At 35.2% G+C, this 15,221-nt stretch carries 13 protein-coding genes; 9 read left to right on the forward strand and 4 right to left on the reverse strand.

Going from position 1 to position 15,221, the window contains the following annotated elements; genetic code table 11:
* From apaG to ABJI11_RS08400, 3 genes are all read left to right on the forward strand, one after another.
* On the forward strand, positions 1-285 hold a 285-nt coding region (gene apaG / locus ABJI11_RS08390; protein ID WP_348351180.1), incomplete at its 5' end, for a Co2+/Mg2+ efflux protein ApaG.
* Positions 286-366: 81 nt separating this feature from the next.
* The gene (gene pruA / locus ABJI11_RS08395; RefSeq protein WP_348351182.1) at positions 367-1,995 is read left to right on the forward strand and encodes an L-glutamate gamma-semialdehyde dehydrogenase; all 1,629 of its coding nucleotides are present in this window, start codon (positions 367-369) and stop codon (positions 1,993-1,995) included.
* A gap of 109 nt (positions 1,996-2,104) precedes the next feature.
* On the forward strand, positions 2,105-2,614 hold the full coding sequence (locus ABJI11_RS08400) for a DinB family protein (protein ID WP_348351184.1): 510 nt from the start codon (positions 2,105-2,107) through the stop codon (positions 2,612-2,614).
* 299 nt (positions 2,615-2,913) lie between these two features.
* On the opposite strand, the gene rsmG is transcribed toward ABJI11_RS08400, so the two are convergent.
* Positions 2,914-3,549: a 16S rRNA (guanine(527)-N(7))-methyltransferase RsmG gene (gene rsmG / locus ABJI11_RS08405; protein ID WP_348351186.1), complete on the reverse strand. Its 636-nt coding sequence runs from the start codon at positions 3,547-3,549 to the stop codon at positions 2,914-2,916.
* Between the two features lie 120 nt (positions 3,550-3,669).
* Here rsmG and ABJI11_RS08410 point away from each other — a divergent pair, with 120 nt between their 5' ends.
* Positions 3,670-4,770: an acyl-CoA desaturase gene (locus ABJI11_RS08410; RefSeq protein WP_348351188.1), complete on the forward strand. Its 1,101-nt coding sequence runs from the start codon at positions 3,670-3,672 to the stop codon at positions 4,768-4,770.
* A gap of 15 nt (positions 4,771-4,785) precedes the next feature.
* Positions 4,786-5,976 carry a pyridoxal phosphate-dependent aminotransferase gene (locus tag ABJI11_RS08415; protein WP_348351190.1) on the forward strand — a complete coding sequence of 397 codons (1,191 nt, stop codon included), beginning with the start codon at positions 4,786-4,788 and terminating at the stop codon, positions 5,974-5,976.
* Between the two features lie 76 nt (positions 5,977-6,052).
* On the opposite strand, the gene ABJI11_RS08420 is transcribed toward ABJI11_RS08415, so the two are convergent.
* Both ABJI11_RS08420 and trkA read right to left on the reverse strand, forming a co-directional pair.
* The gene (locus tag ABJI11_RS08420; RefSeq protein WP_348351192.1) at positions 6,053-7,546 is read right to left on the reverse strand and encodes a potassium transporter TrkG; all 1,494 of its coding nucleotides are present in this window, start codon (positions 7,544-7,546) and stop codon (positions 6,053-6,055) included.
* Between the two features lies 1 nt (position 7,547).
* Complete coding sequence (gene trkA / locus ABJI11_RS08425; RefSeq protein ID WP_276494750.1) at positions 7,548-8,897, reverse strand: Trk system potassium transporter TrkA; 1,350 nt, start codon at positions 8,895-8,897, stop codon at positions 7,548-7,550.
* Between the two features lie 229 nt (positions 8,898-9,126).
* Here trkA and ubiE point away from each other — a divergent pair, with 229 nt between their 5' ends.
* Positions 9,127-9,858, forward strand: a complete 732-nt coding sequence (gene ubiE, locus ABJI11_RS08430; RefSeq protein ID WP_348351194.1) for a bifunctional demethylmenaquinone methyltransferase/2-methoxy-6-polyprenyl-1,4-benzoquinol methylase UbiE — start codon at positions 9,127-9,129, stop codon at positions 9,856-9,858.
* Between the two features lie 61 nt (positions 9,859-9,919).
* Entirely contained in the window at positions 9,920-10,612 is a 693-nt protein-coding gene (locus ABJI11_RS08435; RefSeq protein WP_348351196.1) for a porin family protein, read from the forward strand.
* A 117-nt stretch (positions 10,613-10,729) separates the two neighbouring features.
* On the opposite strand, the gene ABJI11_RS08440 is transcribed toward ABJI11_RS08435, so the two are convergent.
* Complete coding sequence (locus ABJI11_RS08440; RefSeq protein WP_348351198.1) at positions 10,730-11,449, reverse strand: RNA methyltransferase; 720 nt, start codon at positions 11,447-11,449, stop codon at positions 10,730-10,732.
* Between the two features lie 54 nt (positions 11,450-11,503).
* On the opposite strand from ABJI11_RS08440, the gene ABJI11_RS08445 reads away from it, so the two are divergent.
* Complete coding sequence (locus tag ABJI11_RS08445; protein ID WP_348351200.1) at positions 11,504-14,068, forward strand: BamA/TamA family outer membrane protein; 2,565 nt, start codon at positions 11,504-11,506, stop codon at positions 14,066-14,068.
* A gap of 65 nt (positions 14,069-14,133) precedes the next feature.
* Positions 14,134-15,201, forward strand: a complete 1,068-nt coding sequence (gene fbaA, locus ABJI11_RS08450; RefSeq protein WP_348351202.1) for a class II fructose-bisphosphate aldolase — start codon at positions 14,134-14,136, stop codon at positions 15,199-15,201.
* Positions 15,202-15,221 lie beyond the last annotated feature (20 nt).

Genomic DNA, 15,221 nt, shown 5'->3' on the forward strand with positions numbered 1-15,221 from the left:
ATTACTATTGAGAACCAAAGTAAAGACGCCGTACAACTAACCTCTCGTCATTGGAAAATATATGACTCTTTAAATGACATGGAAACCTTAGACGGTGAAGGTGTTATTGGTAAAAAACCGGTAATTCAACCAGGAGAATCACACACATACAACTCAGGTTGCTTACTTACTTCACCTATTGGTGCAATGAAAGGACACTACAACATGGTTACAATGAATAGTGTCGAGAAATTTAGGGTTTACATCCCTACTTTTAAATTTAGCGCACCCTTTGCTTTAAACTAAATCCTTTTACTCTTTTTATAGTTTTTAGTCCAATAGCCTTTTAGTACCTTTGGTTAACTTTTTAATATAAAAATTTAGACAATGGGTAAAGGATTTTTTCAAGTTCCTGCAGCATTTAATGAACCAATTAAAAGCTATGCTCCTGGATCTCCTGAAAGAGAGTCAGTTTTGGAACAATACAAAGCATATTTCAACGACAAAATTGATGTACCAATGTACATCGGCCCTGAAGAGGTACGCACTGGCAATACTAAGCCAATGTCCCCACCGCACGATCACAAGCACATTGTTGGTACTTACCACACAGCAAATAAAGAAAATGTACAGTCTGCCATTGATAATTGCTTAGCATCTAGAGATGCGTGGGCTAATTTGACCTGGGAACAGCGTGCTGCAATTTTCCTGAAAGCAGCTGAGTTAATTGCAGGTCCTTACCGCGCAAAGATCAACGCGGCCACTATGATCGCACAATCTAAAAATATTCACCAAGCAGAAATAGATGCCGCATGTGAATTAATTGACTTTTTACGTTTTAACGTAGAATACATGTCTCAAATTTATGCAGAGCAACCAGATTCTGCTGAAGGTATATGGAACAGAGTAGAATATCGTCCTTTAGAAGGTTTCATTTATGCAATTACCCCATTTAACTTTACTGCTATTGCCGGAAACCTTCCTGCAAGTGCCGCAATGATGGGTAACGTTGTTGTTTGGAAACCTAGTGATTCTCAGGTTTTTTCCGCTAAAGTTATTGTTGACATCTTTAAAGAAGCAGGTTTACCTGACGGAGTAATCAATGTTGTTTATGGTGACCCGGTAATGATCACTGAAACCGTATTGGCTAGCCCAGATTTTGCAGGTATTCACTTTACAGGCTCTACACATGTTTTCAAAGAACTTTGGAAACAAATAGGAAACAACATACACACGTATAAAACATATCCAAAAATAGTTGGTGAAACTGGTGGTAAAGATTTTATTCTTGCACACCCTACCGCTAACACTAAACAAGTAGCTACGGCTATTTCTAGAGGAGCTTTTGAATTTCAAGGTCAAAAATGTAGTGCTGCTTCAAGAGTATATTTACCAAAATCTACTTCTAAAGAGATTCTAGAATATGTTAAAGCAGATATCGCCTCTTTCAACAAACCAGGTTCACCTGAAGACATGAGCAACTTTATTACAGCTGTAATTCACGAAGGTTCTTTTGACAAATTGGCGAAGTACATTACACAAGCTAAAGAAGACAAAAATGCAGAAATCTACGCAGGTGGTTCTTTTGACAAATCTAAGGGTTACTTTATTGAGCCTACGGTAATCTTGACAACAGACCCTAAGTATACAACAATGGAAACAGAATTATTTGGCCCTGTTGTTACTATCTATATATATGATGATAAAGATTGGAGCGAAACTTTACAGTTGATAGACGGTACTTCTGAGTACGCATTGACTGGAGCTGTATTATCTCAGGACAGATATGCAATTGACGAGGCTACCAAGGCATTACAAAATTGTGCAGGTAACTTCTACATCAATGACAAACCTACAGGTGCTGTTGTAGGTCAGCAACCATTTGGCGGAGCAAGAGCTTCAGGTACAAATGACAAGGCCGGATCAGCACAAAACTTATTACGATGGGTATCTCCACGATTAATTAAGGAGACTTTTGTTACTCCTGTTGATTATAGGTATCCGTTTTTAGGATAAAAAAAATTAAAAGGCTGAATTTAAATTCAGCCTTTTTTTTGAATACATCTTACTTTGAAAGTAAGCTACAAAAATTCGAATTCCTAAAACTATCCTTAAAACGCTTATTATGAAAAAAATACTATTTACACTACTCCTAACAAGTTGCATATCTTTTGCACAAGATGGCTTAACACAAAGCAGCATTCAAGCTGTCTTAACCGGTAATCAATTACAGGTTGTTCAACTTGCCGAAGCTTTTCCTGAAGAAAAATATGATTGGAGACCGGCAGAAGGCATAAGCTCTGTAGGCGAAGCACTTTTACACGTGGCAAGCTCCAACTATTTTCTTGCTTCAAAATTAGGATTTGCACCACCAGAAGATGTTGATGTGATGAAGCTTGGTAAAATCACCGGTAAAGAAAACATCATCGCAGCACTAAAAAAATCGAATGAATTCGTTCTTGAAAATATCACGAAAGTGGAAGACGGAACTTTAAACGATGAAGTCGATTTTGGTTTTATGAAATCCAATAAACTAGGTGGACTACTAGCTATCATGGAGCATAATGGAGAACACAAAGGTCAACTAATTGCCTATGCAAGAAGTAATGATGTGGTACCACCATGGAGCAAATAAGATTTTTACAATCTCAAAAAAATGCCCGTCAACTTGTTAGTTGATGGGCATTTTTCATTAATTAATAAATATTAACACTATATAAATGCAATATCAATGTAAATTTAACGTTAATTAATTGTAAACTAAGGGTAATTTCCCGTAATTTATACTTCATTAAAAATCAATTGCTTATGACTATCAATAGTATTAGATTACATATCACCTGCATTCAGATTCATTTTTGGAATTATTTAAAGGAGTTTGCCCGTAAATACAAGAAGGCATACTACAGTTCTTTTCTTCTTTAAGAGATGCGCTTACCCTTTATATTTTAACGGCAAATAGACCATTTTCTTTGTTTCAAAGAAATCTTCCTTAAAATAATCGGTCAGATTATAAATTTCAGCCGTTCTATAGTCTTTTAATTCCTCGTTTAAATCACCACCTTTTAAATACAATATTCCATTACGAATAGGGTGTTTAGATTCCTTTTTAATTTTGCCTTTTACCCAGTGTACAAAAGTTGGCATTACTGCCACTGCTCTACTGACAATAAAATCGAATTTACCAGGTATCTCTTCTACCCTAGCGTTTATGGTGGTAACATTTGTAATTTGTAAGCCGTCAACTACCTCGTTTACTACTTTTATTTTCTTTCCTATAGAATCTACTAATGTAAAATGAACTTCAGGAAATAAAATTGCCAATGGAATACCAGGAAAACCACCGCCAGTTCCAACATCAAGTATAGACGAGCCCTCTTTAAATTCTATAAATTTTGCTATACCTAAGGAGTGTAAAACATGCCTTAAATAGAGTTCATCTATATCTTTTCTTGAAACCACATTAATTTTATGGTTCCAATCTTTATATAATTCCTCAAGTTTTTCAAACAATTGTTTCTGATGTTCAGATAAATTGGGAAAATTTTCAAATATGATTTCAGCAGTCATCCGTATATTTGTAAATAGATATTATTAGTATTATAACTAATGCAAAGATTTAGCTTTTAATTAAGCTATCAAACTATTATAGATTCAATTACATTATATTAAGTAAAAGATTACCGAATTATGGAACAAAATATCATTCGTTTCCCTAGAACAGATTCTGCAAAGTTTTTTAAAACTTTAAACAGCAGAGTTAACGATTACTTCAAAACAAACAAATTAAAGAAAACAGGCAACTGGAAATTACATTTAAAAACCGTAGTAATGTTTGCCCTTTTTCTTGCCCCTTATTTTTTAATACTGACCTTGGGTTTACCAAATTGGGCAAACATTCTATTAACCATTGTTATGGGCATTGGAATGGCCGGTGTTGGTATGAACGTCATGCATGACGGTAACCATGGCGCATATTCTAACAAGAAGTGGGTCAATAAATTAATGGGCAGTAGTATTTATATTCTAGCGGGTAACGTATACAACTGGCAAGTTCAACACAATGTACTACACCATACATACACAAACATTCACGAACACGATGAAGATATGGAAGCGGGTAGAATTTTACGTTTTTCTAAACATGCAGAATGGAAAAAGCATCATAGATTTCAGCATTTTTACTCTGTTTTCCTGTACGGTTTACTAACCTTTAACTGGGCAATTACAACAGATTTTCAACAGATGTACCGCTATATGAAACGCAAATTATCTTATGGTAAATTGCCTAGCGCCACCATGAACTGGAGCACCCTGATAATTACAAAATTACTATACATTACTATATGGATCGTATTACCAATGTTGATTCTGGATATCGCATGGTGGAAAATATTAATCGGATTCTTTTTAATGCATTATGTTGCCGGGGTAATACTAAGTGTTGTTTTTCAATTAGCACATATTGTAGATGACGCAGATACGCCATTACCAGACGAATCTGGTACAATGAAAAATACTTGGGCAATTCACCAATTATTTACTACTGTAAATTTTGGCACTAAAAACAAGATTGTTAACTGGTTTACCGGTGGATTAAATCACCAAGTTGAACACCATATATTCCCTAACATAAGCCATGTACATTACACAAATATTTCGAAAATTGTGAAACAAACGGCACAGGAATTTAATTTACCATATCACGAGTATAAAACTACTAGAAAAGCTATAATTTCGCACTTTAAGCATTTAAAAGAATTAGGCAAAGAACCCACATTACAATACTAGAAATTAAAAGCAACCATGAGCAATCAACTTTCGGACAGAATTAACAGCGTTACACCGTCAGCTACTTTGGAAATGGCCGCTAAGGCCCGTGAACTAAGAGCACAAGGAAAAGATATTATTGGTTTAAGTTTAGGAGAACCAGACTTCAACACTCCAGATTATATTAAGGAGGCTGCAATACAAGCAGTAAATGATGACTATAATTCCTATACTCCAGTTGATGGTTACGTAGAACTTAAAAAGGCAATTATCACTAAATTTAAGAGAGATAATAACCTTAGCTACGAGCCTTCTCAAATTGTAGTATCTACAGGAGCCAAGCAGGCTTTATATAATGTTGCCCAAGTTATCTTGAACCCAGGTGACGAAGTTATACTTCCATGTCCTTACTGGGTTAGCTATAGCGATATTGTAAAATTAGCAGATGGCATACCTGTAGAAGTTCCTACTACATTGGAGAACGATTTTAAAATGACTCCAGAACAGTTAGAGGCTGCGATTACACCTAAAACAAGAATGTTATGGTATAGTTCTCCTTGTAACCCTAGTGGATCAATTTATAGCAAAGAAGAATTACGAGCACTTGCAGATGTACTTAAGAACCATCCTCAAATTATTGTAGTTAGCGATGAAATTTACGAACACATTAATTATGGTGTTACTGCACATGCTTCAATGGCGGAGTTTGAAGACATGTATGACCGTACCGTTACCGTAAACGGAGTTGCAAAAGCTTTTGCAATGACCGGATGGCGTATTGGTTACATTGGTGCCCCAGCATATATTGCACGTGCAACAAACAAGCTACAGGGTCAAGTTACCAGTGGAGCCAACTGTATTGCTCAGCGTGCAGTTATTACTGCCTTAGAGGAATCACCAGACCGTATTCAATATATGGTAGATGAATTTAAAGAAAGACGCAAGCTTATTCTAGGTTTACTGAACGAAATTGAAGGTTTTAAATGTAACGAACCTGAAGGTGCTTTTTATGTATACCCAGATGTAACCGCTTACTTCGGCAAGACATTTAATGGTACAACAATAAATAATGCTTCAGATTTTTCTATGTACATACTAGAAGCTGCCAACGTTGCCACCGTAACAGGTGACGCCTTTGGTAACGGAAACTGTATTCGTATTTCTTATGCGGCATCAGTTAAAGAAATTAAAGAAGCGATATCAAGAATTAAAGAAGCGTTGAAATAAACCTCAACATCTTAATAGAACATAAAAAAAGTCCCTTCATATGAAGGGACTTTTTTTATGTTCTATACTTACTTATTCAAGTTGATTTCCAGAAATATGGTGTCAGTAAGATAAGTACTGTAAATAATTCTAGTCTACCTGCCAACATTAAAAATCCACACCACCACTTTGCCAATGCCGGCAAACTATTAAAATTACTAACAGGATTTAAACTACCCAATGCCGGACCAACATTACCCAATGAGGATGCCGCGCCACCAATGGCAGATTCAAAATCTAATCCTAAAAAGCCCAGTACTAATGCCCCAATGATAAATAACAACATATAGAGCACAAAGAACCCTATAATATTATATACAATTTTCTCTTTAACAGTCTTGTTATTATATCGCACAGGAATAATGGCATTGGTATGCAATGTTCTTTTAAACTCCAATACACCATTCTTAATAATTAAAAGGTGACGCATTACTTTTATACCACCTGCCGTTGATCCCGCAGAGCCGCCTAAAAAGAACAAGCCGAAGAAAAATACAGTTAAAAAGGGTGTCCATTGCGTAAAATCTGCACTTACGAAACCTGTGGTAGTAATTACCGAAATTATCTGAAACAATGAATGCCTAAAAGCACTTTCAGCCTTACCTAACACCATTGGGTAACCAGGAGTGAGCTCTGTAATATTTGCTTGGTAATAAACCACTAGAGCTACTATAATAGTAAACACAATAGTAAAACCTGCATAATATTTAAACTCTTCATCTTGTATTACTTTCTGAACTTTCCCCTTAAATGCGAAATAGCTCAATACAAAATTACTACCTGCCAAAAACATAAAGAATATAATGATATACTGTATCATCGGCTGGTCATTATAATAAGCGACACTTGCATTCTTTGTTGAAAAACCACCTGTTGACAAGGTTGCCATTGCATGGTTGATGGCATCAAAAAATGACATACCGGCAACTTGCAACAAAATAGTTTCTGCCACGGTATACCCAAAATAAATTAACCAAAGACGCTTTGCTGTATCAGTTATTCTTGGGTGTAATTTATCGCCTGTTGGTCCCGGAGCTTCCGCAGAAAACAACTGCATACCACCAATACCCAACAACGGTAATATAGCTATAGCCAAAACGATAATACCCATACCCCCAATCCAGTGGGTTAAGCTACGCCAGAAAAGAATACCTTCCGGCATCGCCTCAATATCATCCATTATTGAAGCTCCTGTTGTCGTATAACCGGATATCGTTTCAAAAAAAGCGTTTGTAACCGTAGGTAATGCTCCAGAAAACAAGTAAGGCAACATGCCAGATATAGACATTACGATCCAACCAAAAGAAACTATGATATAACCTTCTTTTTGCTTTACTTCTTTTTTATGACCTCTAGTATAGTACATCATAAAAACCCCTACGAACATTGTGGTTATAGATGCAAGAGCAATACTTAATGTAGCGCCATCTTGGTATACCCCACTGACAACTGCGGCTAAAAGCATAAAGCCTCCGTTGCATAGCAATAGAAGCCCCATTATATGAATTATAATTCTTAAATTAAGTCGCATCTTAAAGAAACATTCGTTCTATTTTAGGAATCTCAGAAGGCAGACAACAAACCACTACCCTATCTCCTTCCTGTATTTTAAATCCACCAAGTGCAATATGACCTTGACCATCTCTTACAACACCACCAATTGTAGCCGCTTTAGGGAAGTCCAATTCTCTTATAGTTGCTCCTGTCACCTTAGAATTTCTTTTTACAATAAACTCTAAAATTTCTGCATTCAAATTGTTTAAACGCATTAAAGCAACCACTTCACCTTTACGTATGTGCCTGAATATATTATTTGCGGCAAGAAGCTTTTTATTGATCAACGTATCAATACCTATGGAATGTGATAACTGAAAATAATCCATATTTTCAACCAAGGCAATGGTCTTCTTTATATACTTAGATTTTGCAACCAAGCATGACATTATATTGGTTTCAGAATTTCCGGTTACCGCAATAAAGGCATCCATAGATTCTAAACTTTCTTCATCTAGCAACTCAACATTTCTACCATCACCATTTATCACCAATGCATTTGGCAGTTCATCCGCTAGATCAAAAGCTTTCTCTTTATTTTTCTCAATCAACTTTACGTTGAATTTATTAGCACAAAGATCTCTAGCAGTTTTATAACCTACCTTACTACCGCCAAGAATCATAACATTCTTGATTTCAGCCTTCTTCTTACCTGTTAATTTGTATAGCTCGTCTACACCTTTTTTTACAGTTATAAAGTATACCTGATCACCTTCCTTAAAAAGGGTATCTCCCCTAGGTATTACTGTATACTGTGTACCGGTACGCTGTAAAGCAATTGGCATAAAGTGTAATTCCGGGAAAATTTTCGCAGCTTCTTTCACTTGTTTACCTACAAAAGGTGCAGATTTCAATAACGACACACCCACCATTATCAACTCACCATCTTCAAACTCATAAGTATCGTTAAAGGCCGACTTGTTTAAAAGCATCTGAATTTCAGTTGCAGCTAAAGCTTCTGGAGATATCAATTCATCTATGCCTAGATCTGAAAACCTCAACAAGTCTTTATTCTTTATAAACTCGGTATTAGATATTCTGGCAATAGTTCGCTTACAACCTAATTGCTTGGCCAACATGCAAAGGGTCAAGTTCGTAGTCTCAGAAGAAGTTACCGCAATAACCAAATCTGAATCTTTTACCTGAGCATCGATCAATACCGCAATAGAAGTTGCATCACCTTTTAAAACTCGTATATCTAGATGATTATCTGCGTAAGCAAGACTTTCTTTTTTAGAATCGATTAAGGTAATATCCTGTGATTCATAGGATAGCAATTTAGCTAAATGAAAGCCTACTTCCCCAGCACCAGCAATTATAATCTTCATTTATTTTATTAGTCCGCTAAACATCAAGCACCAATTTTCTTCTCTTAACTATTACTTATACTTAAAAGTAGTCTTGAAAACAATAGCATTTATTATGGGGCAAAATTACATAATTAAATTAGTTTAATCTTTATTTTCAATTCTTTAACCCATCAATTACCAACCTAACTGATTAAAAAGTAATTAAGCATTAGCTATATTGTATATTTGCCAAAAAAATAGCTAAAAAATGCCCCAAAAAGTCACTCCGTATAAAGATTCTGAATCAGGAAAGAAAGAACAGGTCACTAAAATGTTCGATACTATTTCTAAAAATTACGATGGTCTAAACCGTGTAATTTCTTTTGGAATAGATATTAAATGGCGTAAAAAGGTGGTCGAAATCTTAAAAAAAGAAAAACCACAGTCTATTTTAGACATTGCTACCGGTACTGGAGATTTGGCTATTGCCCTAGTTAAAACTGGAGCAAAAAAGATTGTAGGTCTAGACATCTCACCCGGCATGCTAGCCGTTGGCAAAGAAAAGGTAACAGACAAACAACTGGACAGCACTATAGAAATGGTGGTTGGTGACAGTGAGAAACTAACTTTTGAAGACAATTCTTTTGATGCGGTAACAGTATCTTTTGGAGTACGAAATTTTGAAACACTGAATACCGGTATGGCAGAAATTTTACGTGTTTTAAAACCAAACGGAAAATTGGTCGTATTAGAAACCTCCGTACCCACTAAAACCCCATACAAACAAGGCTACAGTTTTTACACTAAAAACATTCTTCCCTTAATTGGAAAATTATTCTCAAAAGACGATTCTGCTTACGGCTATTTAAGTGAATCTGCTTCTGTTTTTCCACATGGAGAAAACTTCAACAATATTTTGCGCGAAATTGGGTTTATAGATGTAACGAATAAACCTCAAACATTTGGGGTTGCATCAATTTATGTTGCGAAAAAAGGCTAATCTATATCTTTAGCATACTCACAATATATTTTTGACGTTTTACAATCGTAAACCAGGATATATGAAGAAGTGGTTTTTTATAAGCCTAACGTTGTTGATTACGAATTTAGTAAGTGCTCAATTCAACGAAAGTCCCATATTGAATAAGCAAAACGAAGATAAGAAACTCTTAAACTGGGGTTACTTCCTTGGTTTAAATCAATATGATTTTAAAATAGATTACAAAGAAAATGGACAAGATATCTTGGTCAGCAAAAGCTTTGGATTTAATGTTGGATTAATTGGCGAGGTGCGAATTAATGAATTCTTAGATATACGTTTTGAACCAGGCTTGCACTATGGATCTAGATTAATGGGCTTTCCTGGTTTTGAAGATGAACGTGATGCTATACGAGAAGTGAAATCTACTTACATTAATTTTCCTCTACTATTAAAAGCAAGTACTAGACGATACGGAAACTTTAAACCTTTTCTTTTAGGTGGTGTATCTACCGGTCTAAACTTAGGCAGCAATGAAGAAAGTCTTGATGATAATAGCTCTGGCACCTTTAGAATGAAAAAGTGGGTTTACAACTATGAGCTTGGTTTTGGAATTGATTTCTATTTAGAGTACTTTAAATTCACCCCTTCTATTCGTGGTGTTTTTGCCATAACCGATGAACTAGTTCCAGACAATGACCCCAACAGCCCTTGGACAGGAAACATAGAATCTCTAAAAACGCGAGGGATTTTCATCAACTTCACTTTTGAATAGCAATTAGCAATTAGCAATTAGCAATTAGCAATTAGCAATTAGCAATTAGCAATTAGCAATTAGCAATTAGCAATTAGCAATTAGCAAAAGTTAAAATTTTCGTTATATAATACCCAACTACTTTCTAATTTCGTGCAGTAAAATTGCGGTTGCAGATGCAACGTTTAAACTTTCTGTAGTAACACCGCCAAATTGTGGTATTGCCAATCTATCTGTACATAGTCTAGCCACAGCATCAGAAACACCCTTACCTTCATTACCCATAATCATAATTCCTTTTTCTGGCAACTCGGCGGTATTCACATTGTCACCATTCATAAAGGTTCCATAAACAGGCAACTTCATTGATGACAAAAAAGTATCAAGATGTATATACTGAATATTTACCCTAGTAATAGAGCCCATAGTAGCCTGTAGTACTTTTGAGTTATAACAATCTACGGTATCCGCAGAACAAACAATATCGCTTATACCAAACCAATCGCAAAGTCTAATAATTGTTCCTAAATTTCCTGGATCTTGTACACCATCAAGCACTAAAACCCAATCAGAAGTTATTTTTTCGGTAGGTTTTGGAATATGAAACACACCAAGATATCCATTAGGGTTTTTAAGGCTGCTCATTTGATTGAGCTCTCTAGCGGTTACTTTTTCAATATGTATGCCATCTACTTCTAAAGTTGTAGTATCAACAGCAAAAAGTTTATATACCTTCATGTCAGAATTTACTACTTCCTCCACTGTCTTTTTTCCTTCTACAACAAATAGTCCGTGCTCATTTCGGCACTTTTTTTGCTGTAGACTTTTGATAAGTTTCAATTCACTTTTGACAACCATTCAAATAATGTATTTTTGATTTCTATGAGGATGGCACTTTGCTCCAAAAACAACATGGCTAAATTAAGCTTATTATCCCTATTGGCAATAGTCTTGCTATCCTGCAACTCATTAAAAAAAGTTGAGGAAGATGAATTCTTGGTGATTAAAAACGCCATTTATGCCGATTCTGTTAAAGTGAACAATGAAGAATTGGAAAGTCTTATCTACCAAAAATCTAATTCTACAGTATTAGGATATCCACTTAGACTTAATCTCTACAACCTTGCAAAAGAAAATCCAGACTCATCTTACAATGCATGGCTATACCGAAAAGAGAATAGAAAAAAGAGACTTGACAAACTTCTTTCAGAAAAACAAGTGGAACGTCTGGGCGAATCATTTGTAGTGAAAGGACTTAGTAATTGGTTAAAGGATATCGGCGAAGAACCCACCATTTTAGACACAACTAAAACTCGATTAAGCTTAGCAAAGCTTAGTGCGTACTATCAAAGTAAAGGCTACTTCACCAATAACACTACCTATGAAATTGATAGTTCTAAGTATAAAAAAGCTAAAGTCAATTATCATATAGAACTTGGTGACCCATATATGATAGATTCGCTCGGCAATAATATTTCATCTACAGCAATAGACTCCCTATACTTTTTAAATGCTGCACAATCTTTAATAAAAGAAGGACAACAGTTCGATTTAAATAATTTCAATAACGAACGTGAAAGATTAACCGGTATTTTCAGAAATAGCGGCATACGTAACTTTCAAGAAAGCTCAATTACTTTTGATATTTTAAGAGATACCATAAAAGCTGCTGACGATCAGCAAATGAACATCACTTTAAATATTGGTGATTTAAAAACTAGAGGAGAAAATGAAGTAACCACCTCTGCGTATAAAGTAGAAAAAATCAATAAAATAGATATTTACACAGACTACCTTTCTACAAACTCAAAAGATTCACTGTACACCATAGATTATCGAAATTACACCATTCATTATTCAAAGAATTTTGACATTAAACCAAAAACTTTGACCAATGCCATCTTTTTTAAAAAAGATAGTATTTATAGGGATGTAGACAAGATCAGAACATCTAGACAGTTAAATGCCTTAAATGTATTTAAATATCCAAATATAATTTTTGAAGCTGATTCTGTAGGTAACAAAGTGAACACGAATATATATCTAGCGCCAAAAACAAAGTATGCTTTGGGCACCAATTTTGAAGTTAGCCGATCTAACTTACGCAGATTAGGTGTTGGTTTGGGTACCACTTTACTTATAAGAAACATTTTCAAAGGTGCAGAAAACTTAAGTATCTCTGCAAATGGATCATACGGTCTTCTTAGCAGCAATACTTTTGAAGCCAATTACTTTTCTGAATTTGGCGGAGACATTGCGTTAGATTTTCCAAGAATTTGGTTTCCATTCGTTAACACTTCTAGAATTATACCTAACTATACTTTACCTAAAACTAGAATTGCCATTGGTACAAATTTTCAGAACAATATAGGACTTGACAAACAAACTTTCAATACCGTTTTAGGCTACAATTGGGTACCTAGCGATTTTGTAAATCATGATGTTGAACTGTTGAACATTCAATTTGTTAGAAATGTAAATAGTAATAGGTTCTATAATGTTTACACCAATACTTATGAACTATTAGATGATATTGCAGACTCTTACGAAGATGCTTCACTTTATCCTGAATTAGCATCATATTTTGAAACAGGTGACAGTGACGATGAACTTAACTTAATAATTCCTTCAGGTACAACCGGATTTACAAATGCAATTTTAGATGGTAACGTCTCTTCTTCAAGTGATGATTTTGATGATGTAAACACTATAGAAGAAAGAAGAATTAGATTGACCGAGAACAATTTAATATTCGCATCTAACTACACATTCAACAAAACTAACAGAACTGGACCTATAGATAATTCTTTTTACCAATTTCGCTGGAAGATAGAAGGCGCTGGTAATGTTTTATCGGCTTTTTCCTCATTTATACCATTCAATAAAAATGATGATGACCAATTATTGGTATTTGGTGTACCATTCTCACAATACATTAAAAACGAGTTTGAATATGTAAAATATTGGGACTTAAAACGTTCTAATGTGTTAGCGGCAAGAGCTTTTTTCGGTATCGCTATTCCTTATGGCAACTCTGACAACATCCCTTTTGTTCGTAGTTATTTTGGCGGTGGATCAAATGACAACAGAGCCTGGTTTCCTTATTCATTAGGCCCAGGAAGCACTTCTGCCATCAATGATTTCAACGAAGCAAACTTAAAACTGGCTTTAAACCTAGAATATAGATTTCCTGTTGCGGGCGATATTAACGGTGCCATATTTGCTGATGCAGGAAACATATGGAACGTACTTGATAATGTAGAAGATCCCGATGCCACATTTGACGGATTTAGTTCTTTAAAGGATATTGCCTTAGGAACGGGCATTGGTTTGAGATACGATTTCACCTACTTTCTGTTTCGACTAGATTTAGGCTTCAAAACCTACAACCCTGCTGAAATTCAGTCTAAAAGATGGTTTAGAGATTATAATTTCGCCAACTCCGTATTGCAAATAGGCATCAACTATCCCTTTTAAATATAATTGTTTTATTACTTTTGTTTTTCATTTTTTTTAAGAAACAAACAACAAACAACATAATTATGGCTCACAATATTAAACCGGGAGTTGCAACCGGAGATGAAGTTCAAGCAATCTTCAACTACGCAAAAGAAAAAGGATTTGCATTACCTGCAGTAAACGTTATAGGTTCAGATACTATTAACGGTGTTTTAGAGACAGCTGCAAGTTTAAATGCACCTGTTATCATACAATTCTCTAATGGTGGAGCTCAGTTTAATGCTGGTAAAGGTCTTTCTAATGACGGACAAAAAGCAGCTATTTTAGGTGCTGTTGCAGGAGCTAAACATGTTCACCAGTTGGCAGAAGCTTACGGAGCTACAGTAATTCTACATACAGATCACTGTGCTAAAAAATTATTACCATGGATTGACGGCCTTTTAGATGCTAGTGAAAAACATTTCGCTGAAACAGGTAAATCATTGTTTAGTTCACATATGATTGATCTTTCTGAAGAGCCTTTAGAAGAGAACATTGAAATATGTAAAGGTTATTTAGAGCGCATGAGCAAAATGAACATGACGTTAGAAATTGAACTAGGTATTACCGGGGGTGAAGAAGATGGTGTTGATAATTCTGATGTAGATGACTCTAAATTATACACACAGCCAGAAGAAGTGGCATATGCTTACGAAGAACTTTCTAAAATTAGCCCTAAATTCACTATCGCTGCTGCATTTGGTAATGTACACGGTGTATACAAGCCAGGTAACGTTAAATTGACTCCGAAAATTCTTAAAAACTCTCAAGAGTATATTTCTGAAAAATATGGTGTTGAGCACAACCATATAGATTTTGTATTCCACGGTGGATCTGGATCTACAGTTGAAGAAATTAGAGAAGGTATTAGTTACGGTGTAATTAAAATGAATATTGATACAGATTTACAATATGCTTTCTTAGCAGGTGTTCGTGACTATGTTCAAGACAACAAAGACTACTTGCAAGCGCAAATAGGTAACCCTAAGGGTGCAGATGAGCCTAACAAGAAATTTTACGACCCAAGAGTTTGGTTAAGAAAAGGGGAAACTGCTTTTATAGAGCGTTTGAAAAAAGCTTTTGAAGACTTAAACAACGTAAATACACTATAAACAGTATAGCATAACCAAAA

Source organism: Maribacter sp. (assembly GCF_039968975.1).
Taxonomy (GTDB): Bacteria; Bacteroidota; Bacteroidia; order Flavobacteriales; family Flavobacteriaceae; genus Maribacter.

What these genes read in the sequence shown, in the direction of transcription:
- ABJI11_RS08400 (WP_348351184.1), top strand. Translation starts at nt 2,105, where the DNA reads ATGAAAAAAATACTATTTACACTACTCCTAACAAGTTGCATATCTTTT.
- ABJI11_RS08410 (WP_348351188.1), top strand. Translation starts at nt 3,670, where the DNA reads ATGGAACAAAATATCATTCGTTTCCCTAGAACAGATTCTGCAAAGTTT.
- ABJI11_RS08435 (WP_348351196.1), top strand. Translation starts at nt 9,920, where the DNA reads ATGAAGAAGTGGTTTTTTATAAGCCTAACGTTGTTGATTACGAATTTA.
- trkA (WP_276494750.1), bottom strand. Translation starts at nt 8,897, where the DNA reads ATGAAGATTATAATTGCTGGTGCTGGGGAAGTAGGCTTTCATTTAGCT.
- ABJI11_RS08445 (WP_348351200.1), top strand. Translation starts at nt 11,504, where the DNA reads ATGGCTAAATTAAGCTTATTATCCCTATTGGCAATAGTCTTGCTATCC.
- ABJI11_RS08415 (WP_348351190.1), top strand. Translation starts at nt 4,786, where the DNA reads ATGAGCAATCAACTTTCGGACAGAATTAACAGCGTTACACCGTCAGCT.
- ABJI11_RS08420 (WP_348351192.1), bottom strand. Translation starts at nt 7,546, where the DNA reads ATGCGACTTAATTTAAGAATTATAATTCATATAATGGGGCTTCTATTG.
- ABJI11_RS08440 (WP_348351198.1), bottom strand. Translation starts at nt 11,449, where the DNA reads ATGGTTGTCAAAAGTGAATTGAAACTTATCAAAAGTCTACAGCAAAAA.
- ubiE (WP_348351194.1), top strand. Translation starts at nt 9,127, where the DNA reads ATGCCCCAAAAAGTCACTCCGTATAAAGATTCTGAATCAGGAAAGAAA.
- pruA (WP_348351182.1), top strand. Translation starts at nt 367, where the DNA reads ATGGGTAAAGGATTTTTTCAAGTTCCTGCAGCATTTAATGAACCAATT.
- fbaA (WP_348351202.1), top strand. Translation starts at nt 14,134, where the DNA reads ATGGCTCACAATATTAAACCGGGAGTTGCAACCGGAGATGAAGTTCAA.
- rsmG (WP_348351186.1), bottom strand. Translation starts at nt 3,549, where the DNA reads ATGACTGCTGAAATCATATTTGAAAATTTTCCCAATTTATCTGAACAT.